The sequence below is a fragment of the Streptomyces piniterrae genome, assembly GCF_005048155.1.
GTDB classification, from domain to species: domain Bacteria; phylum Actinomycetota; class Actinomycetes; order Streptomycetales; family Streptomycetaceae; genus Streptomyces; species Streptomyces piniterrae.
The window spans coordinates 66,174-91,706 of sequence record NZ_SUMB01000005.1 but is presented as its reverse complement, the minus strand read 5'-3'; the positions used below and the strand labels follow the sequence as shown (position 1 = coordinate 91,706).

Below are 25,533 nucleotides of genomic sequence, written 5' to 3'. Positions count from 1 at the left end.
CGATACCGAAACGGGGTGCCGAAGCGGGGATCCTGCCACGGCGATGGGCGTGCCGCGGGCTTCCCGACGGTGGTCCGTCGTCCTTCCGTCGCGGGGCCGGGCGCGCCGGATGCCGGCGGATACCTCGGCCCGCGACGGGCGCCTGATCACGCTGGGGGCGGGTCGGGTGCGGCGGCGTGAGGACGGCTCGGTAACCTAGCGGCGCTGACACACCCTTAGGGCGGCTTTACGCACCCGTCGTATGACGCGTACGCAACGGCCGCCCCAGCCGTCCATCCGCGACCGGGCACGAAGTTCGGCCGCCGTAGCTCGTCAAGGAGATGCCGCCGCCGTGAGCCGCAGCCTTCGACGCGGCGTCCTCGCCGCCACCGTCCTTTCGCTCTCGATCGCCTCGCTCTCCGCGTGCGGTGCCGGGAACGATGCCCAGACGCTGCAGGTGAAGCCGGACAACGCCGCGACCGCCGTCGGCGACATCAAGATCCAGAACGCGAATGTGATCACCCAGCCGGACCTGAACGCCAAGGGCCCGGCCGTGATCTCCGTGACGCTGTTCAACAACGGTGCCAAGGACCAGAAGCTGACCGCCATCAGCGTCGACGGCACCGGCAAGTCGGCCAAGCTGAGCCCCGCCAAGGGTGCCTCGGGTCCGATCACCGTGCCGGCCGGCGGCTCCGTCGTGATCGGCGGCGAGGGCAACGCCGCGGCCGTCCTGGCGAGCGGCCGCGAGTCGGTCAAGGACGGCGGCTCGCAGCCGCTGACCTTCAACTTCAGCTCCGCGGGCAAGATCGACATCGCGGCGTTCGTCGTCCCGGCGCAGAAGTACTTCACGGGCTGGGGCCCCAGCGAGGTGCCGCAGCCGTCCGGCTCGGCGACCCCGTCGGGCACCGCCAAGCCGTCGGAGTCGGCCACGCCGACCGGCGAGGCCACCCCGACCGGCGCCGCCTCGCCGACCGGCAAGGCCACGAACGAGGCGCACGGGGCGCACGAGGGTCACTGACCCGGCCAGATACGCGTCAGGGGCGCCCGTCCGGATCGGACGGGCGCCCCTGACGCGTGGATTCGGCGCACCCCACCGGCGTGCGGCCGGCGGGCTTACGGCTCGAACTTGTAGCCCAGACCGCGGACCGTGACCAGATAGCGCGGGGCGCCCGGGTCCGGCTCGATCTTGGCGCGCAGCCGCTTGACGTGCACATCCAGGGTCTTGGTGTCGCCCACGTAGTCGGCGCCCCACACCCGGTCGATGAGCTGCATACGGGTCAGCACCCGGCCGGCGTTGCGCAGCAGCATCTCCAGGAGGTCGAACTCCTTGAGCGGCAGGTCGACCTTGCCGCCGGAGACGGTGACGACATGGCGGTCCACGTCCATCCGGACCGGGCCGGCCTCCAGGGCCTGCGGGGTGACCTCCTCCGGCTCGCCGCGGCGGCGCAGCACCGCGCGGATGCGGGCGACCAGTTCGCGGGAGGAGAAGGGCTTGGTGACGTAGTCGTCGGCTCCTATTTCCAGGCCGACCACCTTGTCGATCTCACTGTCCTTGGCGGTCACCATGATGACCGGGACGTTGGAGCGGCCGCGCAGCTGGCGGCAGACCTCGGTGCCGGGCAGGCCCGGCAGCATCAGGTCCAGAAGGACGAGGTCGGCGCCGTTGCGCTCGAACTCGTCCAGTCCATCGGGGCCCGTAGCCGCGATGGCGACCTCGAAACCCTCCTTGCGGAGCATGTACGACAGTGCATCGCTGAACGATTCCTCGTCCTCGACGACAAGCACTCGGGTCACGGAAGGACCTCCGGGGCAGGGTGAGCAGGGAGCGGTTCGTTGAAGGTCTCGTACGGGCGGTCCTCGTCGTCGAGGGCCTCCGCGATGTCGAGGTCCGGGGGCCGTTCGCGGTCGCGTACGGCACCGGCTTCGGGGAGACGCAGGGTGAAGGTGGAGCCCTGTCCCTCAGCGCTCCACACCGTGACCTCTCCGCCATGGGAGGCGGCCACGTGCTTGACGATGGCGAGGCCGAGGCCGGTCCCGCCGGTGGCGCGCGAGCGCGCCGGGTCCACTCGGTAGAACCGCTCGAAGACGCGGTCCCGGTCCTTCTCGGATATCCCGATGCCCTGGTCGGTCACCGCGATCTCGATCAGGTCGCCACCGGGTGCGGGGACCCGGCGGCCGGCGATCCCGACGCGGGTGCGCGCCGGGGAGTAGTTGACGGCGTTCTCGACGAGATTGCCGAGGGCGGCCGCGAGCTGGCCGCGATTGCCCCATACGTGCAGGTCGGCGGTGCCTCCGGCGGCCATGGTGATCTGTTTGGTGCCGGCCTGCTGGCGGCAGCGGTCGATCGCCTCGGCGACCAGTTCGTCCACCCGGACCGGCTCGGCGTCCTCCAGCGGGTCGTCGTTCTGGACCCGGGAGAGGTCGATGAGTTCCTGGACGAGGCTGGTCAGGCGGGTGGCCTCGTTCTGCATACGGCCGGCGAAGCGGGTGACGGCCTCGGGGTCGTCGCTGGCGTCCATCACGGCTTCGGAGAGCAGCGAGAGGGCGCCGACCGGGGTCTTGAGCTCATGGCTGACGTTGGCGACGAAGTCGCGGCGGACCGCCTCTATGCGGCGGGCCTCGGTGAGGTCCTCGACCAGGAGGAGGACGAGCCGGGAGCCGAGCGGGGCGACCCGGGCGGAGACGGCGAGCGCGTCCCCGCGGCCGGTGCCGCGGCGCGGCAGATCCAGCTCGACCTGGCGTATCTCGCCGTCCCTGCGGGTGTCGCGGGCCATCTGCATCATCGGCTCGACGGCGAGCTTGCCGCCCCGGACCAGCCCGAGGGCGTACGCTGCGGAGCTGGCCTTCACGACGGCGTCGGCCTCGTCGAGGACCACGGCGGACGAGCGCAGCACGGAGAGCACGGTGTCGACGCCGGGCGGCAGTACGGCGTCGGTGTGCAGGGAGGTGCGGGTGGGCTTGGCCTGGTCCCGCTCGCTCCAGCGGAACGCCAGCATGGCGAAGACGCCGGTACACAGCCCGGCGATCGCTGCCACGGCGGCAACGGCCGCATCCACGTTCATGACACCAGGTTATGCGCCGGGTCGGACACTTCCCCAGTCGTGCGAGCCCCTCCCCGGACACACGTCGCCCAGAGTTCACCGAGGCGTCGGTGGTGGTTCACTCCGGAGGGCAGGGCGGATACCGCGGCCGCGGACCAGACGCCCCAAGGCGGCCGGGGCGACCGCTCGACCGGCCCGGGGCGCGGTCAGGTGAACCGGACCGCCGGACTCGGGGCAGCGGTCACGTCGCCCAGAGTTCACCTTCACGACGGCGACGGTTAACTCCCGGTGGCACCGGAGGTCGCGATGCCCCCGCAGTGTGAGGGTGCGGGTGAGGAATCGATCCCGCACCGACGCGGCCGAGAACCGGGGGTCACCCGCTCTTCTCGGCTCCCCCTGATTCACCGGCCGCGCGGGCACGACCCGTGGGAGCGTAGGAAAGAGCGCAGGAACCGGAGCAGGACCCCAGAGCAACCGCTCGCCCTGTTCCCCACCTTCCACACCCCACCGGATCCACAGGCCCCACCGGACCTGGTGGACCCACAGGACACATACCCACCCGACCCCACGGATCCGTTCCCCTTCGGATCCACACCACCACTCGATGCGAGAGAAGGTCACTGATGCGGGACGCGTACCACGAGGAGCTGGATTCGATCGGCGAGGGCCTGGTCGAGATGGCCCGGCTCGTCGGCTCCGCGATCGGGCGCGCCACCACGGCGATACTCGACGCGGACCTGAAGCTGGCCGAGAACGTGATCGCCGCCGACGAGAAGGTCGACGACCTCCAGCGCGATCTGGAGGCGCGGGCGATCGCCCTTCTGGCGCGGCAGCAGCCGGTCGCCACCGACCTGCGGATCGTCGTCACGTCCCTGCGGATGAGCGCCGACCTGGAGCGTTCCGGCGACCTCGCCCAGCATGTGGCCAAGCTGGCCCGGCTGCGCTTCCCGGAGACGGCCGTGCCGCGCGATCTGCACGCCACGATCCTGGAGATGGGGCAGCTGGCGCAGCGCCTGATGGCCAAGGCCGCCGAGGTCATCATCACCAAGGACGTCGATCTGGCGCTTCAGCTGGAGCAGGACGACGACGCCATGGACCTGCTGCACCGCGCGCTCTTCCAGCACCTCATGGACGACCGCTGGAAGCACGGCATCGAGACGGCCGTGGACGTGACGCTGCTGGGCCGCTACTACGAGCGCTTCGCGGACCACGCGGTCTCCGTGGCCAAGCGGGTCGTCTACCTGGTCACCGGCGAGCACGCGGACGAGATCGCTCCGCCGACGACGGCGGTCGAGGGCGCCTGAGCACGGCGGTGGCGAAGGGGCACGATCCCGTCCCCCACACCACCGTGCGCCGTTGACGTGTGCCTCCACGCGCCGTTGACGCGCCTCTCGGCCGGGGCATGCAATGGGCAGAACTGGGCACCCGGTGACCCCTAGGAGGAAACTCATGGCGCACATGGCGGACTCCCCCAACCCCACGCCCCACGACGACCCGCCGGCCGTCGAACGTCCGCGGCTCCCGCTGCTCGGCGCCTGCGGCTGCGGCCCCGGCTGCGCCTGCGGCTGCCAGTCCGGCGGGCCGTGCCAGTGCGGCGGCGGCTGCGGCTAGCCGGCCCCGCCGGCGCGACGGTGACAGCGCGACCACAACGGCCCCGACCGGCGTTCCGCCGGGTCGGGGCCGCTGTGTTTTCCGCTGGTCGGCCGGCGTGATTGCCGGTGTGCCCTCCGGTGCGTTTGCCGTTGTGTCTTCCGTTGTGTCATCCGTTGTGTCTTCCGTTGTGTCTTCCGGGCCGCGTCAGATCGTCAGCGGCACCGGGTGTATCTCGTCCGCCTTGTGGCCGGCGCGCTCGTGCACACGCTGCACGGCTTCCGCCGATGGCGCCTCGGAGAGGCAGAAGACGTCGCCGGCGTCGGGGTCCGCCCAGGCGCGGGTGAAGTGGACGTTTTCCTGCCCCTCGATCGCGAGATCAGCGTTGTGCGCCTCCCTGAGCTGCTCGGCCGTGATGCCCTTCATGCCGTGATGAATGTCCATGAATTCGGCCATCTGACTCACCTCTCCAGCTTGCGGCCCCCTCCGGCTTCGGACGAACGCGCACCGTTCGACGTCGCCCCCCTCTCAACATGCTGCATCCATTTGCCCCATATCGCCCTACTGGCGCGGGATGCCGGTACGCCCGTCCCGGACCTCGGGACGGCGGATCCCGATCGGCAACCGGCCGTCTCCGCAGGGCGTCCCCTCAAGCGCACCGGGGGCTGACGGGATCACGCCTGCCAGGTGGTACGCCCGGCGGGCGGCCGTGCCCGAAGCCCGCCGTCTCTGCGTTCAAGGAGGACTTCACGATGTGGCCCAGCGTCATTGCCGTGGTCGGCACACTGCTCGGGGGCGCGCTCACCGGGCTGCTGCAGATCAAGAGTGCGCGGATCGCGCAGAGCGCCGCCCGCGCCGACCAGCGGGCCGAAGCGCTGCGCAAGGCGCTGGGCGAGTTGGTGGCCGCCCTGGGCGACCACCGGCGGGCCATGTGGCATCGCGAGGTCCTGCGCCTGGACGGCGCGGGCACGGAAGCCGTCGAGGCGGCGCGCACCGCCTCGCACGCCACGCGCTCGGCCGTGACCGGACCGCTGGTCGCGGTCTCCGTCCTGGAACGGTCTTTGGCCGAGCCGGCCCGCCAGGCCGCCCTGGCCGCGTTCGACCTGCGCGACGCCACCGACCACGCGGCCCTGGCCTCCCGCCGCGAGGCCGCCATCGCGGCGACCGACGAACTGGTCGCCGCCGCGGGCCGGGCCATGGCCTGAGATCGCCGGCCGGGTCATGGCCCGATGCTCCGGACGGCCCGCAGCCCGCAGCCCGCAGCCCGCAGCCCGCAGCCCGCAGCCCGCAGCCCGCAGCCCGCCCGAGAACGACGACAGCCCCTCACCCGCATCAAACGTGCGGGTGAGGGGCGTGATCGCGATTCTTACTTCTTCTTGCCCTGGTTCTTCACTGCCTCGATGGCGGCCTTGGCGGCCTCCGGGTCGAGGTAGGTGCCACCCGGCTTGACCGGGCGGAAGTCGGCGTCCAGCTCGTAGGCGAGCGGGATGCCGGTGGGGATGTTCAGGCCGGCGATGTCCGCGTCGGAGATGCCGTCGAGGTGCTTGACCAGGGCGCGCAGGCTGTTGCCGTGGGCGGCGACCAGGACCGTGCGGCCGGCGACGAGGTCCGGGACGATGCCGTCGTACCAGTACGGCAGCATGCGGGAGACGACGTCCTTGAGGCACTCGGTCTTCGGGCGGAGCTCCGGCGGGATGTCCGCGTAGCGCGGGTCGTCGCTCTGGGAGAACTCGGAGCCGTCCTCGAGGGCGGGCGGCGGGGTGTCGTACGAGCGGCGCCAGAGCATGAACTGCTCCTCGCCGAACTCGGCGAGCGTCTGCGCCTTGTCCTTGCCCTGCAGCGCGCCGTAGTGGCGCTCGTTCAGCCGCCAGCTGCGGTGGACCGGGATCCAGTGACGGTCGGCGGCCTCCAGGGCCAGCTGCGCGGTGCGGATCGCGCGCTTCTGGAGGGAGGTGTGCAGCACGTCGGGGAGCAGACCGGCGTCCTTGAGCAGCTCTCCGCCGCGGACCGCCTCCTTCTCGCCCTTCTCGTTGAGGTTGACGTCCACCCAGCCGGTGAACAGGTTCTTCGCGTTCCACTCGCTCTCGCCGTGGCGGAGGAGGATCAGCTTGTACGGTGCGTCGGCCATGCCGTCGAGCGTAATCGAATTCCGGATCGGGCTTTGCGCCTGTCCAGGGCCCGGGCTCCCCCGCGACGACCTGGCCTTCTCGGCGACGTTTGACGCTTCCCGTCAATTGAGTGGCGGTGACAGCCGACCCGTAAGTAGGTTGCGAACAGCATTCTCACCACTTACATCGCTCCCACCCCTCACCCCACTCCCACCCCTCACGCCCTCCCACCACTCTCACAGTCGCCACTGACGTGGACACGCCGAACATCCCCGGGGGAACTGTCATGTCTGCAACAATCACCGGCCTCAGACGCGCCGCCACGGAGAGCGTCTCCGGTCTGCCCCGGCAGTTCTGGTGGCTGTGGACCAGTACGTTGATCAACCGGCTGGGGGCGTTCGTCGCCACCTTCCTGGCGCTCTACCTGACCGTCGAGCGTGGCTTCTCCGCCTCGTACGCGGGCCTGGTCGGCGCGCTCTACGGGCTCGGCGGTGTGGTCTCGTCCATAGGGGCGGGCGTGCTGACCGACCGGCTCGGCCGGCGGCCCACCATGCTGATCGCACAGCTGTCGACGGCGGCTTCCGTGGCGCTGCTGGGGTTCATGGAGCATCCGGTCGCCATCGCGGCGGTGGCGTGCCTGGTCGGCATGGCGTCCAACGCCTCGCGGCCCGCCGTGCAGGCGATGATGGCGGACATCGTCGCCCCCGAGGACCGCGTGCGGGCGTTCTCCCTCAACTACTGGGCGATCAACCTGGGCTTCGCGATCTCCTCGACCGCCGCCGGGCTGATCGCCGAGCACGGCTACCTGGCCCTCTTCCTGGGCGAGGCGACGCTGGTGCTGGCCTGCGCCCTGGTCGTCTTCTGGAAGCTGCCGGAGTCGCGGCCGGACGCGCCGAGCACGACCGGCGCGGACGGCACCCGGGACGCCGGGGGCGCGGACCCCGGCCGGATCTCCATGCTCACCGTCCTGCGCGACGGACGCTTCATGACCGTGGTCGGCCTCAACCTCCTCCTGGCCCTGCTCTTCCAGCAGGCGTATGTGTCGATGCCGGTGTCGATGGGTCAGGACGGCTTCTCCAGCACCGACTTCGGCCTGGTGATCGCGGTCAACGGCGTACTCATCGTGCTGTTGCAGATCCCCGTGACCCGCTTCATCGAGCACCGCAGCCCCGCGACGCTGCTGATCGGATCGGCACTGCTCGCCGGGTACGGCTTCGGGCTGACCGCACTGGCAGGGTCGGTGGCGATGTACGCGGTCGCGGTGGCCGTCTGGACCCTCGGCGAGATCATCAACTCGCCGACGCAGATGGGGCTGGTGGTGCGGCTGTCGCCGGTCCATGGCCGTGGCCGCTACCAGGGCATGTACGCCCTCTCCTGGTCGGTCGCCTCTCTGACGGCCCCTCTGATCGGCGGCACGGTGATCGACCACTACGGGGCCGACGCCCTGTGGGCCGGCTGCGCGGCCGTCGGCACGGTCGCTGCGGTGGGGTACGGGGTGCTGCTGCGAAGCCTGCCGGGCGCATCGGCGGGCGGGGCGGGAGGGGCGGAATCCACGCGGGGTGTGGTCGCGGACGCCGCGGCGCGCGGTGGTGCGGGGGCCGGTGGCGGTGGTGGCAAGGCCGCGAGCGGTGCTGCGGGGGCCGACGGTGGCGCAGAGGCGAGCGGTGGCAGGGGGACGTCCGCCGCCTCCGCGTCGGCCGAACCGGTGGCGTGACCGTCCCCGCCGGGCGCATCGGCATTCGGCCCGTCCGCCGCGCCGAAATCCCTGCGAGCCGAAATCCGCCGACCGAAATCCCGTCGACCGAAATCCCGTCGAGTCCGGCGCCGCCTCCGATTACGCTCCCCGTATGCCCTCCGGAAAGACGTCATACGTCTGCCTGCCCTGCCGGGCCTCGTACAAGCAGCCCTATGGCGGGCACCAGCAGCCATACGGCGACCACGGACGGCGCTGCCCGCGCTGCGCGAAGCCGCTGATCCACGTCGGCTCCGCGTTCGCACCGCCGCGCCGACGGGACACCGCCGGCTGGCGGGTGCTCTCGGTGCTGCTCAACGCGGGCGTTCGCTTCCATAAGAGCTGCTGCGGCGGGCCCGGATACCGCCCGCGCACGCTCGGCGAGGTACGGGAGCGGATGGCGTATGCGAAGGCCACGGGAGAGCCGTTCGCCCGCGCGCTGGTGCGATACGAGGTGCCGTGGTCCGCGGCTGTTCAACGCGGTTGAGGCCCCCCTCGGCGCAGTGATCGTTCGTGCCGGCCGCACCGCGAAGTCAGGGTTTTCCCCGATTGATCGGGCCGCTTGACGACGAGATCCTGGCTGTGCGGCAGGAAACCGCGGGGGAGAACGGACGGGGGAGACGTCATGCGGAACGGGGACGGGGACAGGGCCGGGAACGAGTCCGGCGGCAGGACCGGGACCGAGGTCGGGAACGGGGCCGGGAGCGCGGCGAAGCGGAGAAGGTGGCGCAGGGCGGGGGCTGTTGGTGCACTGGTGGTCGCTGCGGCGCTGGTCGCGACGGCGGCCGGGGCCCAGGGAGCGGTCAGGACGGAGCGGCCCGCGCCCGGTCCCGTCCCCGGACACGCCCCCTTGGATACGTCCTTACGTACTTCGGCCGCCGACGCTCATCCGGCGCGGATGACGCTTCCCGCGCCCACCGGGCCACATCAAGTCGGCACGGCCTCACTCCACTTGGTCGACCACCGGCGCCACGATCCATGGGTCACCGGGCAAGCGCACCGCGAGCTGATGGTGAGTGTCCGCTATCCGGCGCAGGAGGACGCAGGGCGGTATCCGCTCGCGCCGCAGATGCTGCCGGGTGAGGCGGCGGGGTTCGACGCGCTGAACAGCTTCTCGAAGTATGTGCCGCAGGGGAAGGTCGATTGGGGAGCAACGCGCACCCACGCGCACCAGGGTGCGCCGGTGGCCCGCCATCGGGGGCGGCTCCCTGTGGTCCTGTACTCCCCCGGTGCCGGTGATCCTCGCTCACTGGGCAGCACGCTCTGCGACGAACTGGCCTCCCGCGGCTATGTGGTGGTGAGCATCGACCACACCTACGAGGCGGCCGGGGTGGAGTTCCCCGACGGGCGCGTGGCGCGCAGTGTGATGCCGGCGGAGATGGAGCGGGCCGAGAAGGCCGGCCGGATGACGGAGTTGCTGAAGAAGGTCAGCGGGGTGCGGGTGGCCGACACCCGGTTCGTACTGGACGAGTTGACGAAGGTGGGTCGGTCCTCCCCGTTGCCGGCCGGTCTGCGGGGAGCCCTGGACCTCAAGGCCATAGGGATGTTCGGACAGTCGGCCGGCGGGTTCACCGCGGCGCAGACGATGCATGACGACCGGCGGATCAAGGCCGCGGTGAACATGGACGGCGTCATGGGCTACACCCAGCGCGATGACGATCCGTCGAACCCGTCGACGGTCGGCCTCGATGGCGTCGACCGGCCGCTACTGCTGATGGGGAAGGAAGGGGACACCCATCACACCGTCGCTTCCTGGGGCGCGGTGTGGGGGCACAGCTCGGGCTGGCACCGGGACCTGACGCTCGGCAGGAGCACGCATGCGAGTTACACGGACGCGGAGTCGCTGATACCTCAGATCGCGCGGCGGCTGGACCTGCGCCGGAAGGAGGTGATCAAGATGATCGGCTCCATAGACCCGGGCCGCGCGGTCGCCGCACAGCGGGCGTATGTCCCGGCGTTCTTCGACCGGTGGCTGCGCGGACGGGACAGCGGGCTGTTCGACGGGCCCTCGGACCGGTACCCGGAGGTGCGGTTCGTACGGTAGCGACCGAGCAGCGCCGGAACCCGCCGTAACGCGGGAACCCGCCGCAACTCCCGGACCCGCTCCTACTCCGAAGCCCGGCCCGTCAGATGCGCGAAGGCGTCCAGGTTGCGGGTGGACTCGCCGCGCGACACCCGCCACTCGTACTCCTTGCGGATAGCCGTGGCGAAGCCCATCTCGAGGAGCGTGTTGAATGAGCCGTCGGCGTTCTCCAGGACGGTGCCGAGGATGCGGTCGAGTTCCTCGGGGGTGACGGCGGCCAGCGGCAGCTTGCCGACGAGATAGATGTCGCCGAGCTTGTCGATGGCGTAACTCACGCCGTAGAGGCGGGTGTTGCGCTCCAGGAGCCAGCGGTGCACCGCCTCATGGTTCTCGTCGGGGTGCCGTACGACGAAGGCGTTCACGGACAGCGAGTGCCGCCCGACCAGCAGCGAGCAGGTCGTGGAGAGCTTGCGGGTGCCCGGAAGCTTGACGACATACGAGCCGTCCGACGGGGACTCCCACTCCAGTCCGGCGTCGTCCAGGGTCGCCTCGATCGTCCGCCGTGCGTCGTTCACGGTCTCCGCCACGTCAGCCATGCAGCGATCGTAGGTGACGCCGGCGCTCCTGCATCGCCGCGGTGTACACCTCGCCGGTCGCCGAGGCGGCGGTGTCCCAGCCGAAGGACTGGGCGTGCCGCGCGGCCTCGGCGCCCATGCGGGTGGCCAGGGACGGGTCCGCCACGAAGCGGTGCAGCGCGCGGGCGTAGTCGGCCGGGTCGTGGCCCGGTATGAGGAAGCCGCTGACGCCGTCCCGGACGGCCACCGGGAGGCCGCCGACCGAGGCCGCGACGACCGGGGTGCCACAGGCCTGGGCCTCTATCGCGACCAGGCCGAACGACTCGCTGTAGGACGGCATGACCAGGACGGATGCCGCGCGGTACCAGTCGGCGAGCTGCTCCTGGCCGACCGGCGGCCGGAACTGCACGATGTCCGCGATGCCGAGCCGGGCGGCCAGCTTCTGCAGGCCCTCCGGCTTGGCCAGGCCGCTGCCGCTGGGCCCGCCGACCACCGGGACGACGAGGCGGGAGCGGAGGGAGGGTTCCTCGGTCAGGAGGACGGCGACCGCCCGCAGCAGGACGTCGGGGGCCTTCAGCGGCTGGATGCGGCCGGCGAAGAGCGGGATCATCGCGTCCTGCGGGAGCCCGAGCCGGACGCGGGCGGCGGCCCGGCTCTCCGCGACGCCGCGGCCGGAGGCACCGGTCGGCTCGCCCTCGGCCGCCCTCTCCGCCGTGGGCCGGAACCGGTCGAGGTTGACGCCCGGGTGCACGACGGCGACCTTGCCAGGGTCCGCCTCGTAATGCCGTACGAGCTCGTCCGCCTCCTCGGCGGTGTTCGCTATCAGGCGGTCCGCGGCGCGTACGACCTGGGTCTCGCCGATCACGCGCGCGGCGGGCTCGGGGGCGTCTCCGGCGGCGAGCGCGGCGTTCTTGACCTTGGCCATGGTGTGCATGGCGTGCACCAGCGGGACGCCCCAGCGCTCGGAGGCGAGCCAGCCGACGTGCCCGGAGAGCCAGTAGTGGGAGTGGACGAGGTCGTAGTAGCCGGGGCGGTGGCCGGCCCAGGCCTGCATGACGCCGTGGGTGAAGGCGCACAGCTGCGCGGGCAGCTCTTCCTTGGCCAGGCCCTCGTACGGGCCCGCGTCGACATGCCGGACGAGGACGCCGGGGGCGAGCTCTACGGCGGGCGGCAGGGCGCCGGTGGTGGCGCGCGTGAAGATCTCCACCTCGATGTTGATCGAGGCGAGCTTCCTGGCCAGCTCGACGATGTAGACGTTCATGCCGCCGGCGTCGCCGGTGCCGGGCTGATGCAGCGGGGAGGTGTGCACGCTGAGCATCGCGACACGGCGCGGACGGCGCACGCCGCCGGGCAGCCGCAGTCTCGCCTGGCCCGCGAACTGGCCGTAGGAACGGCTGCGGAGCCGGGACACGTATTGGCTCACTGCGAGCTACCTCCTAGCCGAGGCGGGCTGCGCGCCTCCGAACCCCTCCAACAACGGAAACCGCCCATCCATTTCCGTCCGGAGCCATGTCTTTACAGTTTGCCAAAGCATGACCTACGGCCGGGATGGCCGGCGCGACCCCATACCCTCGATGGCATGGCCCGCCGCTCCACCCTCTCCGTCGCCCCCGTCGCCGCCGTCGCCGCTCCGGCGTCCGCGCCGACCCGGCCCGTCGGAAACGTCACCCGCGGCACCACCAACCCCAACCGGCTGCGCCGCATGGACCGCTGGATCGCCGCCGAACACGGCGCCGAGCTGCGCCGGGCCGCCGATCCGGTCGCCGTCGACCTCGGATACGGCGCCGCGCCCTGGACGGCCGTGGAGCTGCTGGGCCGGCTGCGCACGGTCCGGCCGGAGGCGCAGGTCGTCGGCATAGAGATCGAGCCGGCGCGGGTCGCGGCCGCCCAGCTGTACGAGCGGCCCGGACTGGAATTCGTCCACGGCGGCTTCGAGGTGCCGCTGCCGGGCGACCGGGGGCGCGCGCCGGTCCTGATAAGGGCCGCGAATGTGCTGCGGCAGTACGACGAGGGCGAGGTCGCCGCCGTATGGCAGCGGCTGTGCGCGCGGCTGGCGCCCGGCGGGCTGCTGGTCGAGGGCACCTGCGACGAGATAGGGCGGCGCCATGTGTGGGTGGCGCTGGGCCCCGAGGGCCCCCGTACGGTCACCTTCGCCACCCGGCTCGGCTCCCTGCACACCCCGTCCGACCTGGCCGAACGCCTCCCGAAGGCGCTGATACACCGGAATGTGCCGGGCGAGCCGGTGCACGCCTTCCTGCGCGACTTCGACCGCGCCTGGGCGGCGGCCGCTCCGCTGGGCGCGCTGGGCGCACGCCAGCGCTGGCTCGCCGCCATACGCAGCCTGGCGGCCGACTGGCCCCTGACCGGCGACCCACGCCGCAGGCGCCAGGGCGAGGTCACGGTGCGGTGGGAGGCACTGGCGCCACGGGGGTGAGCGGGACGGGGGCTGGCGGCTGGGGGCCGGGCGGGGCGGTGGCGTACGACCCAGGGGCGGGCGGAACCCCTAAGGGTTGTTCGAACAGATCCCCTAAGGGTCGCGAGGGCCCCCTGCGGGTCCACAACGCGGGGGCGGCGGGCGGTATTCCTGGGGAGTGTGTTCGCGGTGGGCGGTATTCCTGGGGAGAGGTGTTCCCGGCGGACGCCTACCGCGACAAGCCGCCTGGGCCACCCGCCCCCGGGGGACCGCCCCCGGCGCGGCCGGCCGCCTAGGCCGTCCCGGCCCCGGCTCCCTCCCCCGCCCCCGCGGCCAGCGCTTCCCTTCCCGCCAGCTGTCGGAGCCGTAGATCTGTCGGTGAGCCGGGCGGTGCGCTGTACGTCACCAGCGCCTGGTCGGTGTCGTCGGCCAGCCGGAAGCTCTCGAAGCTGATGCGGAGCTCGCCGACGTGGGGGTTGATGATCCGCTTGCTGCCACGCAGGCATTCGTGCACCGCCTGCGCCTCCCACAGCCGCCGGAAGTCCGCACTGCTGTCGAGGAGTTCGGTGACGACCTCGCAGATCCGCGGGTCGTCGGGGTGCCGTCCGCTCTCCGCCCGCAGGTTCCCGACGACCTCCTCGGCGATACGGTCCCACTCCGGGTGCAGCACGCGCGCCGCGGGGTCGAGGAAGACCAGCAGCGCCGAATTGCACCGATCGCGGTCCAGCGCGTCGAAGTCGAAGCCGACCCGGCCGGCCAGCGTGTTCCAGGCGAGGATGTCCAGGCCACGGCCCATGATCATGGCCGGCACGGTGCTCTCCATGGCGTCCAGCAGCTGCCGGATCTCCGGCCTTACGGTCTGCCCGGGACCTTCGCCTGTCTGCCCGGGACCGTCACCGGTCGGCCGGAAATCGGCCCCGCGGCGGCGCGGCACCGCCACGTTCCGGAGGTACGTCACCTCGCCACCGGTCAGCCGCAGCGCCCGTGCGATGGCGTCCAGGACGGAGTCCGAGATCGCGTGCGCACGGCCCTGCTCGATCCGGGTGTAGTAGTCGACGCTGATGCCGGCGAGCTGCGCGACCTCCTCGCGCCGCAGCCCCCGCACCCGGCGGCGGTTGAGTCCGCCGGGAAGCCCCAGGTCGGCCGGGTCCAGCGCCGCGCGGCGCGCCTTGAGGAACGAGCTGATCTCGACATCCGCATGCAGCATCCGTCCAGTATGCGACGCACGGCCGGTTGGGTGGTTCCGCCGGACCCAGGCTGCGACGGGCCTGGTCGCCTCCGCGTACGCGCCGCAAGGTGGTCCACGCACGGGAGGCCGCGACGCGACCCGCGCCCCACACACCCCACGCACCACCCCACACACCACCCCACGGAGCAGCGAATGAACCGCAGGATTCTCGGCGGCACCGGTATCTCGGTCAGCGAGTACGCGCTCGGCACGATGATGCTCGGTGCCTGGGGCAATACCGACCATGACGACGGTGTGCGGATCGTGCACCGGGCGCTGGACGCCGGTATCAACCTCGTCGACACCGCGGACGTGTATGCGGCCGGCGAGTCCGAGGAGATCGTCGGCAAGGCCCTCAAGGGGCGCCGCGACGATGTCGTCCTCGCGACGAAGTTCTTCAACCCGATGGGCCCGGACGCCAACCACGGCGGGAACTCCCGCCGTTGGATCGTCCGGGCCGTGGAGGACAGCCTGCGCCGGCTCGGCACCGACCACATCGACCTCTACCAGGTGCACCGTCCCGACCCGGCCACCGACATCGACGAGACGCTCGGCGCCCTCTCGGACCTCGTACGGTCCGGCAAGGTGCGGGCGGTCGGCACCTCGACCTTCCCCGCGGAGCAGATCGTCGAGGCGCAGTGGACCGCCGAGCGCCGCGGCCATGTCCGCTTCCGCAGCGAGCAGCCGCCGTACTCGCTGCTGGCGCGCGGTGCGGAGGCCGCGGTGCTGCCGACCGCGCAACGCTACGGCATGGGCGTGCTGACCTGGGGTCCGCTCAGCGCGGGCTGGCTGTCCGGCCGCGACCTCTCGGCCAGCTCACGGGCCGGCCTCGAAACCCAGAAGTTCGACCTGTCGATCCCCGAGAACGCCCGCAAGGCGGAGGCGGTCGGCGCCCTGTCGGAGGTGGCCGCGGAGGCCGGGCTGTCCCTTCCGCACCTGGCGACCGCTTTCGTGCGTGCCCACCCGGCGGTCACCTCCGTGATCATCGGGCCGCGCACCCTCGACCAGCTCGACAGCCTCCTGGAGGGGGCGGAGGTGATGCTCGGCGCGGACGTCCTGGACCGGATCGACGCGATCGTTCCGCCGGGCACCGACCTCAACCGCGCCGACAGTTACTACGTCCCGCCGGCCGTGGCGGACGCGTCGCTGCGCCGCCGCTGACCCGGACGGCGCCCGGAAGGCCCCGGCCCCGCCCCGGCCCCGCACGCCCGCCCCGGCCCGCCTCACGCCAGATGCAGCGCGGCGAGCAGCGCGCCGACCAGCGACCGGTCCCGCTCGTGGGTGAGCCGGTCGCGGGCGTCGGCCGGCGACAGCCACTCCAGCCGGTCGACCTCGGCATTGGGTGTGAAGGCCCCGCCGACCGCCTCGGCGGCCCAGTAACGGACCTGCTTGGGGCGGCCGTTGGCGAGATAGGCGGCGGTCGGGAGCGGCGCGCCGGGCCGGCAGTCCATGCCGGTCTCCTCCGCGACCTCCCGCACCGCCCCGGCCAGCGCGTCCTCGCCGCGTTTCAGCTTGCCCTTGGGGTGCGACCAGTCGTCGTACTTGGGGCGGTGCACCAGCCCGATCTCCAGCCCGTCCTCGGACGAGGCGCGGCGCCACAGCACGCACCCCGCCGCCCGGATCCGCTTCTGAGGAAACGTCATGTCCATGCTCCGCTCCGTTCGCCCGGCAGCCACACCCGGCCGAACGCGAAGCGGGCCGCCTCCACTTCGTGGCGCTGGTCGGCGTGCAGGACACCCAGGGCGTATGCCGTGGCCGGGGCGATCCGTGGGGTGCGGGCCGCGGCGGCGGCAGCGGCGGCGGCCTCGGCGGCGTCGCGATGCCGTTCCAGGGCCCGGCTCGCCTCCACCAGCCGGGGGTCGACCTGGTCAGGGGCGATCAGTTCCTCGGCGTAGCGGCTGAGCCGGACCAGCATCCGCACCTGGTGCCAGGGCGTGTCCTGGCGGTGGTCGGCGGCCAGTGCGTCGGCGTTGTACGGATGGCCGGCGCGGGACAGCGGCAGTGCGGCGATGGCGTCCGCGAGCCGCCGGTGGGCCTGCTCGGCGAGTGACGGCAGCGCCTCGGCGGCCGGCACGTCGGCGGCGGTCCGGGCCAGTGGCGCCTCGGACGCGAGCACCGCCACGGAGTCGGCGACGGCGTGGAAGCGGGAGGAGCCCAGGGCCTGGAGCGCGGCGGAGTGGGCGCGGGTGCGGGCGAGGGTGAGCTGGCGGTCCAGCAGCGCGCCGGCCCGCGCCGCCCCGGCCGACAGCGTGCCCTCCGCGTCCGGCTCGGCGGCCTTGGCGGTGGCCGTACCCGTGGCCGCGCCGGTGCCGGCCCCGGTGCCGGCTCCCGTACGGTCCCCCCGGCCGCCGCGCGGCCCCCGCTCCGCACGCTCGGTCCGGTCGCCCCGCCCCGTCAGCCGCTGGAGCGCCGCCATCAGCCGTTCGCGGCGCGCCGCGCAGGCCTGTTCGCGGGCCAGGGTGCCGGACAACCAGCCCAGTTCCGCCTGGAGTTGGTCGGCCCAGGACTCCTCGGTCAGCGGGTGGAAGGTGTGCAGGGTGGCGCTGATCCGGCGGGCGGCGGAGCGCAGCTGCCGGGCGGCCTCGCCCGCGCCCTCCGCGTCCGAGCCGCTCTCGCGGTGGAGTCGCAGGCTGCGCAGGAAGTCCGCGGACTGCCGGTGCAGATATGCGGCGAGCAGCTCCCCGGCGGTGCGCCCGGCGAGCGCCGAGCCGGCGGAGAGAAGGCAGTCGGAGGGGTGGGCGAGGGGGGAAGCGGCGGGGGTGGACGTGCGGGGCGGCGGTCCGTCCGGCCGGGCCTGCTGCCCGTACACCCGGCCCTCCCCGGTCCCCCGGCCGTCGCCGCCCCCGCGGCCCTCGCCCGCTCGTGCCTGTGGCCCGTCCACCACCGCGGCCCGTGCTCCGGGCGGGCGGCCGGGCTGGTGTCCGGTACCGAGGAGACCGGCCGGCCCCCCGGTCGGCTGGTCATGTCGCTGGGCCACGCCGGCGCCTCCGGGCGTCAATGAGCATTTCCTGTACGTTCCGCAGCGGCACGCCGTCCGCGTCCACCGCCTGCCGGGTCCAGTCGCCGTCCGGGCCCAGGTGCCAGGACGAGGTGGAATCCGAAGTCCCGGTCTCCAGCAGTCTGTTGAGGGCGGCGCGGTGCGCCGGGTCGGTCACCCGCACCAGCGCCTCGATCCGCCGGTCCAGATTGCGGTGCATCATGTCCGCGCTGCCCAGCCACACCTCGGGCTCGCCGCCGTTGCCGAAGGCGAAGATCCGGGAGTGCTCCAGGAAGCGGCCGAGGACGCTGCGGACCCGGATGTTCTCGCTCAGTCCCGCGACTCCCGGGCGCAGCGCGCAGATGCCGCGCACCCAGATGTCGACCGGCACGCCGGCCTGGGAGGCGCGGTAGAGCGCGTCGATGACGGCCTCGTCGACCATCGAGTTGACCTTGATACGGACATAGGCGGGGCGCCCGGCCCGCTGGTGCGCGATCTCCTTGGTGATGCGCTGGATCAGTCCGTCCCGCAGCGACTTGGGGGCGACCAGCAGCCGGCGGTAGGTCTCCCGCCGGGAGTAGCCGCTGAGCCGGTTGAAGAGGTCGGAGAGGTCGGCGCCGACCTGCGGGTCGGCGGTCAGCAGCCCCAGGTCCTCGTACAGCCGGGCCGTCTTCGGGTGGTAGTTGCCGGTCCCCACATGCGAGTAGCGGCGCAGCATCTCGCCTTCCTGGCGGACGACGAGCGACAGCTTGCAGTGCGTCTTGAGGCCGACCAGGCCGTAGACGACGTGGCAGCCGGACTCCTCCAGCTTCCTGGCCCACTTGATGTTGGCCTGTTCGTCGAAGCGCGCCTTGATCTCGACGAGGACCAGCACCTGCTTGCCGGACTCGGCGGCGTCTATCAGGGCGTCCACGATCGGGGAGTCCTCGCCGGAGGTCCGGTAGAGGGTCTGCTTGATCGCGAGGACGTGCGGGTCGGCGGCGGCCTGCTCCAGGAACGCCTGCACGGAGGTGGAGAACGAGTCGTACGGGTGGTGCAGCAGCACGTCACGGGCGCGCAGCGCGGCGAAGATGTCGGGGGCGGAGGCCGACTCCACCTCCGCCAGGTCACGGTGCGTGCCGGCGACGAACTTGGGGTACTTGTGCTCGGGCCGGTCCAGCGCCCCGATGCCGAAGAGGCCGGTGAGGTCCAGCGGCCCCGGCAGCGGGTAGACCTCGGCCTCGGAGACCTTCAGTTCCTGTACGAGCAGGTCGAGGACGCCCGGGTCGATGGACTCCTCGACCTCCAGGCGGACCGGCGGCCCGAAGCGGCGCCGCATGAGCTCCTTCTCCAGCGCCTGGAGCAGGTTCTCCGCGTCGTCCTCCTCCACCTCCAGGTCTTCGTTGCGGGTGACCCGGAACATGTGGTGGGCGCGCACCTCCATCCCCGGGAACAGCTCCTCCAGGTGCGCGGCGATGACGTCCTCGATGGGGACGTAGCGCTGCGGGGAGGCCTCCAGGAAGCGGGAGAGCAGCGGCGGGACCTTGACCCGCGCGAAGTGGTCATGGCCGCTGACCGGGTTCCGTACGACGACGGCGAGGTTCAGGGACAGGCCGGAGATGTACGGGAAGGGGTGTGCGGGGTCCACCGCGAGCGGGGTGAGGACCGGGAAGATCTGCTGGCGGAAGAGGGTGAACAGGCGGGCCTGTTCCTTCTCGGTCAGGTCGGGCCAGCGGATGAGGTGGATGCCCTCCTCGGAGAGGGCGGGGGCGATGTCCTGCTGGAAGCAGGCGGCGTGCCGGGCCATGAGCTCGCGCGAGCGGGTCCAGATCAGCTCCAGCACCTCGCGGGGCTGCAGCCCGGACGCGGAGCGGGTGGCGACACCTGTGGCTATCCGGCGCTTGAGGCCGGCCACCCGGACCATGAAGAACTCGTCCAGGTTGCTGGCGAAGATCGCCAGGAAGTTGGCCCGTTCGAGCAGCGGGGTGGCGGGGTCCTCGGCCAGTTCCAGCACCCGCTCGTTGAAGGCCAGCCAGCTGCGCTCCCGGTCCAGGAAGCGGCCGCTGGGCAGCTCCTCGCCGTTCGCGCCCGGCACTCCGTGGTCGTCGTACGAATCCAGATCGGCGTCCAGATCCGGTTCCAGCTCGGGCAGCGGCACGCCGACGGCGTGCGGGCGGTGGGCGGCGATGGAGCCGACCGACGGCTGGGCGGCGGGGCCCGCGGCCTCGGGACGGGCGTGTTTCGGCTTCGCGGCCGTCGTCTCGGGCTGGACCTGGGCCTGAGAGCTGGACTGCTGGTTCATGGCCCCATTCTTCCGCGCTCTGGGGATTCCGGGCGCGTCAGGAGGAGGCGAAGCGACTCGGAGCCCCGATTTCGGGGCTTTCGGCACAGCGGGCTGCATTCAGTGATGCTCGCAAGCAACATTGAATCGCCGGTAACGCGGATATGGCGGACAGGCAAGCGGGGCGCTACTCCCAGGGGGTTTCCGGGGGTTTTCCGGCCGTTTTCCCGGGTTGGCGGGGGGCGTCCGGGCGCCTTCCGGGGGCGCAGACCAACGGGCCCGCCCCAAGCTTCCACTAAACAACTAGTGGAATCATGCGAAAAGTGGGCTGCGTCCGTCGGCCGCGCCGCCTACGCTCCCCCGCGTGCCCACACCTCCCACGCCTCCCACACCGCCGCTGCCGTACACCCCCGACTACCCGATACGCACCGATCGGCTGGATCTCCGCCCCGTCACCGCCGACGACTTCGAGGCGATCCACACCTACCAGCGCCGCCCCGAGGTCTGCCGTTACCTCTACTGGGGCCCCTTCGACGAGGACGGCTCGCGCGCGTCCGTCGCCACCAAGGCGGCCCGTACGACGCTGCGCGAGTCCGGCGACATCCTCCAGTTCGCCGTCGTCGTCCGCGCGACCGGGCAACTCGTCGGCGATGTCACCTTCGTGTGGACCAGCAGGGAACACCGCCAGGGCGGCATCGGCTATGTCTTCAACCCCGACTTCGCGGGTCGCGGCTACGCCACCGAGGCCGCCCGCGCACTGCTGAAACTGGGCTTCGAGGACCTTCGACTGCACCGCATCCAGGCCGAGTTGGACGGCCGCAACACCGCCTCCGCCAACCTTCTGGAACGCCTGGGGATGCGCCGCGAGGGCCATCTGCGGGAGAACGAGTTCCTCGACGGCGAATGGGCCGACGAGGTCGTCTACGCGATGCTGGCGCGCGAGTGGCGGACGGCGCAGGGCGGCTAGGGCAGCAGCCCCTCGCCCGCCCCACCCGGCCCGCGCCTCTCACGTCTCCGAGCGGTACATCAGATCCGTCTCGTGCGTACGGAATCCCAGCCGCTCGTACACGGTCACCGCCGCCACGTTGTCCGCGTCCACGTACAGCATCGCCGTCGGCAGCCCCTCCGCCGCCAGATGCCGCAGCCCGATGGCGGTCAGCGCCTTGCCCAGGCCGCCGCCCTGCGCGCCGGGCCGGATCCCGAGGACGTACACCTCGCCGAGGCCCTCCTCGGCATGCACCTTGGTCCAGTGGAAGCCGGCCAGCCGCCCGCCCTTCTCCGCGAGGAAGAAACCCTTCGGGTCGAACCACGCCTCGGCCATCCGGGCCTCCAGGTCGCGCCGGGTCAGCGAGCCCTGCTCCGGGTGGTGCGCGAACGCCTCCGCGTTCATCTCCAGCCAGGCCTCGTCGTCGATGCCCGGCTGGAAGGTCCGTACGGTCACGCCCTCGGGGAGGACCGGCTCCGGCAGGTCCAGGTCCGTCAGCGAGCGCCGCATCTGCCGCAGTTCCCGGAACATCGTCAGCCCGAGGGTCTGTGCCAGGTGGCGGGCGGCCGGATGCCCGCCGTGCGCCCACACCCGCAGCCGGCGGCCCGACTGGTCCAGCAGTTCGGTGCCCAGCGCCCGGCCGTGCCCGCGGCCGCGCTGCCCGGGGTGCACGACCAGCTCGGCGGCCGGCGCCTCCACCGGGTCAGTGTCCTCCAGCTGCGCGTACCCGACCAGTTCCTCGGTGTCGTCCACGGGCACGTACACCAACAGGTGCCGGACTCCCACCCGCCGCCCGCCGCGCAGCTGCAAGCGCCCCTGCTCGGACACGGCGGGCTGCCCGTCCGTACGCGCGGCCCGCTCGATCAGCTCGAGGACGGCCGCGGCCTCTTCCGGGGCCAGCTCGTCGGCCACCTGGATCCTGCGGCCGGTCCGGCCCGTCTCGTGTGCAGCGTCAGTCATGCCTGAAGCGTACGACCCTGCCGCGCGCTCGTCCGGTACGCCGCCGCTCCCCGGCAACCAGCTCGTAACCCTTCTCCCCCTGTTGCGCTACGCGCGTCGACCGTAGGCTGCCCACCGCTCGGACACACACGACCCGTTGTCCGTCCCGTAACCGACCGGCACCCGACCGGTACACGAGGGGGATCCCATGCCATCGACACCTCAACGGCGCCGTATCGCGCGCAGATTGACGGCCGCGGCCGCCGTACTGGCCGCGGCCGTCGGTGTCACCGCCACCGCCCTGCCGGCCGGCGCCAGCAGCGACCCGGCACGCCACCCGGGCCGCACCGTCGACGTACAACTTCTCTCCTTCAACGACTTCCACGGCAACCTCCAGCCGCCGCAGGGCTCCTCCGGCACGGTCGAGGAGATCCAGCCGGACGGCAGCAAGAAGACCGTCGAGGCGGGCGGCGTGGAATATCTCGCCCAGTCGCTGCGCACCGCCCGCAAGGGCCACCCGTACTCGGTCACCGCGGCCGCCGGTGACATGGTCGGCGCCAGCCCGCTGCTCTCCGGTCTGTTCCACGACGAACCGACCATCGAGGCGATGAACAAGCTGGGGCTGGACGTCACCTCCGTCGGCAACCATGAATTCGACGAGGGCCGCAAGGAGTTGACCCGCCTCCAGAACGGCGGCTGCCACCCCAAGGACGGCTGCTACGAGGACGGCAGGAAGTTCCGGGGCGCGGACTTCCCCTACCTCACCGCCAATGTCACGGACGACAGGACCGGCAAGCCGCTGCTCAAGCCGTACAGCGTCTGGCAGCGCAACGGCGTCAAGATCGGCTTCATCGGCGTGACGCTGGAGGGCACCCCGGACATCGTCAACGCCGAGGGCATCAAGGGCCTGAAGTTCCACGACGAGGTCGAGACGATCAACAAGTACGCCCGGGAGCTCGACAAGCAGGGCGTGAAGTCGATCGTCGCGCTGATCCACGAGGGCGGTCTGCCCGCCTCCACCTCGTACAACTACAACTGCGACAGCCCCGGCCCCGGATGGGGGTCCCCCCGGTCGAGCGGAGCCGAGACTGGGGGAGGCATCTCCGGCCCGATCACCGAGATCGCCAAGAACGTGACGTCCCGGGTCGACGCGCTGGTCACCGGCCACACGCACCAGGCGTACGCCTGCACCATCCCGGACCCGTCCGGCACCCCGCGCACCGTCACCTCCGCCGCGTCCTACGGCAAGCTCTACACGGACACCACGCTGACGTACGACCGCCGCACCAAGGACATCGTGCGCACCAGCGTGCACGCGCCCCGCGGGGTCAACCACGTCGTGAACCGCACCCAGCCCAAGGCCGCGGACATGACGTCCTTGATCGCCCACTGGAACAAGCTCGCCGCGCCGGTCGCGAACCGCCCCGTCGGCCGCATCTCCGCCGACATCGCGGGCCGCGGCGCGAACGCCCCCGAGTCGCCGCTCGGCGATGTCATCGCGGACGCGCAGCTGGAGACCACCAAGCCGGACGGCAAGGGCGGCGCCCAGCTCGCGTTGATGAACCCCGGCGGCATCCGCTCCGACCTCGCCTTCAAGGCCTCCGGTGAGGAGGGGGACGGCGTGGTCACCTACGGCGAGGCCTTCACCGTCCAGCCGTTCACCAACATGATGAACGTCGTCGACCTCACCGGCGCGCAACTGATCACCGGGCTCCAGCAGCAGGTCAGCGGCCCGAACGCGGCCTCCCCGAAGATCCTCCAGGTCTCCGAGGGCCTGACGTACACCCTGGACATGACCAAGACCGGCGCCGACCGCGTGGTCAAGGACTCGATCAGGCTGAACGGCGCCGCGATCGACCCGGCCAAGACCTACCGCGTCGCCATGAACGAGTTCCTGGCCGGCGGCGGCGACGGCTTCCCGGTCTTCAAGGACGGCGGGAACAAGTACGTGGGCCCGTCCGACCTGGACGCGTTCACCGGCTACCTGGCGGCCCATTCCTCGGCGGACAGCCCGCTGAACCCGCCGAAGGCGGACCGGATCACGGTCGTGAAGTAGAGAAGTAGCAGAGGAGAGGGTGCGGCGACGGCCCGGCGGGATCCCCCGCCGGGCCGTCGTCGTGTTCGTGTGGCGCGCGCTCAGCCGCCGTAGGGGTTGCCCTGCTGCGGGGCGCCGTACGGGGGCTGCTGGGGCTGGCCGGCCGGGTAGCCGTACTGGCCCTGCTGCGGGGCCTGTTGGGGTGCCTGGTGCGGCGGCTGCTGGTAGCCGGGCTGGGGCTGCTGCGGCGGGGCCTGGTGGTAGCCCGGGTGCTGCTGGGGCTGCTGGGGCTGCTGGTAGCCAGGCTGCGGCTGCTGCTGAGGAGCCTGGTGCGGGGGCTGCTGGGGGGCGTGCTGGGGCGCCTGCTGCGGGTAGCCGGGCTGGGCCTGCTGCGGCGGAGCCTGGTGCGGGGCCTGCTGCTGGTACTGCGGCTGCCCCTGCTGGCCCGCCTGCGGTGCCCCCTGCGGCGCGTAACCCTGCTGCTGCGGAGCCTGGTGGTAGCCCGGCTGCTGCTGCCCCGGAAGGCCGGGCTGCTGCGGCGCGTAACCCTGCTGCGGCGCTGCGCCGATCATGGCGAGCAGCTGCTCCATCTCGTCCCGCCAGACGCGGTGGACGTTCAGCCGGACCGGGGCCGACTCACCCGGGAGCGCCAGGCGGAACGAGCTCCAGAGCGGGTTCACATTGACCTCGGAGACCGCGCCCTGTATCTGGTCACGCGGGATCGCGTGGGTGATCTCCTGCGGCCGCTGGTTGAGCCGGTGCATCCGGTGGAGGACGACCGCCTGCTCGGTGACGGTGACGAAGTAGTACTTCACCAGCATCTGTCCGATCAGGCCCAGTGCCCCGGTCAGCCAGGGGGTCGGCCCGGTCAGGCAGGTGATCGACACCAACGCCCGGTCCCCGGGGGCCTGCTGGGCTATCGCCTCAGCGACCTGCTCCTTCATCGTGCTCTTGCGCATCGCCATACGGCAGTTCCCCAATTCCGTGACAGTGGATCGGGCCAGCGTATCCACCCTCCCTGTGGCCCCCGTCCGGCGAGCCCATGCCCCCCTGGGCGCGATGCCCGCCCTCACCCGAAGGGTGGCTTATATCCCCAGGACGCGTCCTCTCGGCCCCTTACCGTCGTTACCCGGCCGAGTCCCCACGAGAGGAAGTCCGTTGGCATCGATGGCCCCGTCCCGTCTGCGTATCGCCGTCCTGGCACTGTCCACCGCCCTGCTCGGCGCCGCCGCGCCCGCCTCCGCACCCGCCGTCGCCCCCGCGTCCGCGCACGCCAGCCAGCCGCCGCGGGCCGCGCACGGCGCTCCGTACGTCGAGACCAGCCTCTTCTTCGGTACCGCCCGCCCGGACGGGGGCCCCGCCGTCACCGACAAGCAGTTCCACGCGTTCGTCGACAAGGTCGTCACGCCCCGCTTCCCGGACGGCCTGACCATCCAGGAGGGGCAGGGCCAGTACCGGGACGCACACGGCGTCATCGAGCATGAGCGCTCCTACGAGCTGACGCTGTTCTATCCCACCTCCCAGGCCGGCCCGAACGACCCCAAGATCGAGTACATCCGCGACACCTACAACAAGCGGTTCGGGCAGGAGTCCGTGGCCCGCGTCGACGACCGCGCCCGCGTCGACTTCTGACCTGCCAGGCGGGCCG

Annotated in this window: 24 protein-coding genes; 12 read left to right on the top strand and 12 right to left on the bottom strand. The window is 72.0% G+C overall.

The window, feature by feature from the left end; genetic code table 11:
• Positions 1–331 precede the first annotated feature (331 nt).
• On the top strand, positions 332–997 hold the full coding sequence (locus FCH28_RS16735; protein WP_136740846.1) for a copper chaperone PCu(A)C domain-containing protein: 666 nt from the start codon (positions 332–334) through the stop codon (positions 995–997).
• Positions 998–1,092: 95 nt separating this feature from the next.
• Here the strand turns inward: FCH28_RS16735 and phoP are convergent, their stop codons facing one another.
• Positions 1,093–1,764 carry a two-component system response regulator PhoP gene (gene phoP / locus FCH28_RS16730; protein WP_465270440.1) on the bottom strand — a complete coding sequence of 224 codons (672 nt, stop codon included), beginning with the start codon at positions 1,762–1,764 and terminating at the stop codon, positions 1,093–1,095.
• 5 nt (positions 1,765–1,769) lie between these two features.
• The gene (phoR, locus tag FCH28_RS16725; RefSeq protein WP_136740845.1) at positions 1,770–3,041 is read right to left on the bottom strand and encodes a two-component system sensor histidine kinase PhoR; all 1,272 of its coding nucleotides are present in this window, start codon (positions 3,039–3,041) and stop codon (positions 1,770–1,772) included.
• Between the two features lie 602 nt (positions 3,042–3,643).
• Between phoR and phoU the strand changes: the two genes are divergently transcribed.
• Together phoU and FCH28_RS38145 are read left to right on the top strand one after the other, a co-directional pair.
• The gene (phoU, locus tag FCH28_RS16720; RefSeq protein WP_136740844.1) at positions 3,644–4,324 is read left to right on the top strand and encodes a phosphate signaling complex protein PhoU; all 681 of its coding nucleotides are present in this window, start codon (positions 3,644–3,646) and stop codon (positions 4,322–4,324) included.
• 145 nt (positions 4,325–4,469) lie between these two features.
• The gene (locus FCH28_RS38145; protein WP_169314180.1) at positions 4,470–4,631 is read left to right on the top strand and encodes a hypothetical protein; all 162 of its coding nucleotides are present in this window, start codon (positions 4,470–4,472) and stop codon (positions 4,629–4,631) included.
• Between the two features lie 186 nt (positions 4,632–4,817).
• Here FCH28_RS38145 and FCH28_RS16715 read toward each other — a convergent pair whose 3' ends face one another.
• A complete protein-coding gene (locus FCH28_RS16715; RefSeq protein ID WP_136740843.1) occupies positions 4,818–5,066 on the bottom strand; it encodes an SCO4226 family nickel-binding protein in 249 nt (82 codons plus the stop codon).
• Positions 5,067–5,362: 296 nt separating this feature from the next.
• Between FCH28_RS16715 and FCH28_RS16710 the strand changes: the two genes are divergently transcribed.
• On the top strand, positions 5,363–5,815 hold the full coding sequence (locus tag FCH28_RS16710; RefSeq protein ID WP_136740842.1) for a protein kilB: 453 nt from the start codon (positions 5,363–5,365) through the stop codon (positions 5,813–5,815).
• A gap of 161 nt (positions 5,816–5,976) precedes the next feature.
• Here the strand turns inward: FCH28_RS16710 and FCH28_RS16705 are convergent, their stop codons facing one another.
• Positions 5,977–6,738: a phosphoglyceromutase gene (locus FCH28_RS16705; protein ID WP_136740841.1), complete on the bottom strand. Its 762-nt coding sequence runs from the start codon at positions 6,736–6,738 to the stop codon at positions 5,977–5,979.
• Between the two features lie 266 nt (positions 6,739–7,004).
• Between FCH28_RS16705 and FCH28_RS16700 the strand changes: the two genes are divergently transcribed.
• The 3 genes from FCH28_RS16700 (at position 7,005) to FCH28_RS16690 (ending at position 10,494) form a co-directional block, all read left to right on the top strand.
• A complete protein-coding gene (locus tag FCH28_RS16700; protein WP_136740840.1) occupies positions 7,005–8,432 on the top strand; it encodes an MDR family MFS transporter in 1,428 nt (475 codons plus the stop codon).
• A 133-nt stretch (positions 8,433–8,565) separates the two neighbouring features.
• Entirely contained in the window at positions 8,566–8,937 is a 372-nt protein-coding gene (locus FCH28_RS16695; protein WP_136740839.1) for a deoxyxylulose-5-phosphate synthase, read from the top strand.
• 267 nt (positions 8,938–9,204) lie between these two features.
• Entirely contained in the window at positions 9,205–10,494 is a 1,290-nt protein-coding gene (locus FCH28_RS16690) for an alpha/beta hydrolase family protein (RefSeq protein WP_425471941.1), read from the top strand.
• A 62-nt stretch (positions 10,495–10,556) separates the two neighbouring features.
• On the opposite strand, the gene FCH28_RS16685 is transcribed toward FCH28_RS16690, so the two are convergent.
• Entirely contained in the window at positions 10,557–11,069 is a 513-nt protein-coding gene (locus FCH28_RS16685; RefSeq protein ID WP_136740837.1) for a type III secretion system chaperone family protein, read from the bottom strand.
• Positions 11,062–12,471, bottom strand: coding sequence for a D-inositol-3-phosphate glycosyltransferase (mshA, locus tag FCH28_RS16680; protein ID WP_136740836.1), 1,410 nt, complete (start codon positions 12,469–12,471; stop codon positions 11,062–11,064). Before mshA ends, FCH28_RS16685 begins: the two co-directional genes overlap by 8 nt.
• 156 nt (positions 12,472–12,627) lie before the next feature.
• On the opposite strand from mshA, the gene FCH28_RS16675 reads away from it, so the two are divergent.
• Positions 12,628–13,482, top strand: coding sequence for a class I SAM-dependent methyltransferase (locus tag FCH28_RS16675; protein ID WP_136740835.1), 855 nt, complete (start codon positions 12,628–12,630; stop codon positions 13,480–13,482).
• A gap of 271 nt (positions 13,483–13,753) precedes the next feature.
• On the opposite strand, the gene FCH28_RS16670 is transcribed toward FCH28_RS16675, so the two are convergent.
• Complete coding sequence (locus FCH28_RS16670) at positions 13,754–14,668, bottom strand: helix-turn-helix domain-containing protein (protein ID WP_136740834.1); 915 nt, start codon at positions 14,666–14,668, stop codon at positions 13,754–13,756.
• Positions 14,669–14,842: 174 nt separating this feature from the next.
• On the opposite strand from FCH28_RS16670, the gene FCH28_RS16665 reads away from it, so the two are divergent.
• Positions 14,843–15,850 carry an aldo/keto reductase gene (locus tag FCH28_RS16665; RefSeq protein ID WP_136740833.1) on the top strand — a complete coding sequence of 336 codons (1,008 nt, stop codon included), beginning with the start codon at positions 14,843–14,845 and terminating at the stop codon, positions 15,848–15,850.
• 62 nt (positions 15,851–15,912) lie between these two features.
• Here FCH28_RS16665 and FCH28_RS16660 read toward each other — a convergent pair whose 3' ends face one another.
• From FCH28_RS16660 to FCH28_RS16650, 3 genes are read right to left on the bottom strand one after another with little or no spacing between them, the layout of a single operon-like run.
• A complete protein-coding gene (locus tag FCH28_RS16660) occupies positions 15,913–16,332 on the bottom strand; it encodes an NUDIX hydrolase (protein WP_136740832.1) in 420 nt (139 codons plus the stop codon).
• Entirely contained in the window at positions 16,329–17,666 is a 1,338-nt protein-coding gene (locus FCH28_RS16655; protein ID WP_425471940.1) for a CHAD domain-containing protein, read from the bottom strand. Before FCH28_RS16655 ends, FCH28_RS16660 begins: the two co-directional genes overlap by 4 nt.
• Entirely contained in the window at positions 17,650–19,947 is a 2,298-nt protein-coding gene (locus tag FCH28_RS16650) for an RNA degradosome polyphosphate kinase (RefSeq protein WP_136740830.1), read from the bottom strand. Before FCH28_RS16650 ends, FCH28_RS16655 begins: the two co-directional genes overlap by 17 nt.
• A gap of 343 nt (positions 19,948–20,290) precedes the next feature.
• Between FCH28_RS16650 and FCH28_RS16645 the strand changes: the two genes are divergently transcribed.
• On the top strand, positions 20,291–20,893 hold the full coding sequence (locus tag FCH28_RS16645; RefSeq protein ID WP_136740829.1) for a GNAT family N-acetyltransferase: 603 nt from the start codon (positions 20,291–20,293) through the stop codon (positions 20,891–20,893).
• 39 nt (positions 20,894–20,932) lie between these two features.
• Here FCH28_RS16645 and mshD read toward each other — a convergent pair whose 3' ends face one another.
• Positions 20,933–21,871, bottom strand: a complete 939-nt coding sequence (gene mshD / locus FCH28_RS16640) for a mycothiol synthase (protein WP_136740828.1) — start codon at positions 21,869–21,871, stop codon at positions 20,933–20,935.
• Positions 21,872–22,058: 187 nt separating this feature from the next.
• Here mshD and FCH28_RS16635 point away from each other — a divergent pair, with 187 nt between their 5' ends.
• Positions 22,059–23,906 carry a bifunctional metallophosphatase/5'-nucleotidase gene (locus tag FCH28_RS16635; RefSeq protein WP_136740827.1) on the top strand — a complete coding sequence of 616 codons (1,848 nt, stop codon included), beginning with the start codon at positions 22,059–22,061 and terminating at the stop codon, positions 23,904–23,906.
• A gap of 80 nt (positions 23,907–23,986) precedes the next feature.
• Here FCH28_RS16635 and FCH28_RS16630 read toward each other — a convergent pair whose 3' ends face one another.
• Positions 23,987–24,850 carry a hypothetical protein gene (locus FCH28_RS16630; RefSeq protein WP_136740826.1) on the bottom strand — a complete coding sequence of 288 codons (864 nt, stop codon included), beginning with the start codon at positions 24,848–24,850 and terminating at the stop codon, positions 23,987–23,989.
• A 202-nt stretch (positions 24,851–25,052) separates the two neighbouring features.
• Here FCH28_RS16630 and FCH28_RS16625 point away from each other — a divergent pair, with 202 nt between their 5' ends.
• The gene (locus FCH28_RS16625; RefSeq protein WP_136741127.1) at positions 25,053–25,517 is read left to right on the top strand and encodes a DUF3574 domain-containing protein; all 465 of its coding nucleotides are present in this window, start codon (positions 25,053–25,055) and stop codon (positions 25,515–25,517) included.
• The last annotated feature ends 16 nt before the right edge of the window (positions 25,518–25,533 follow it).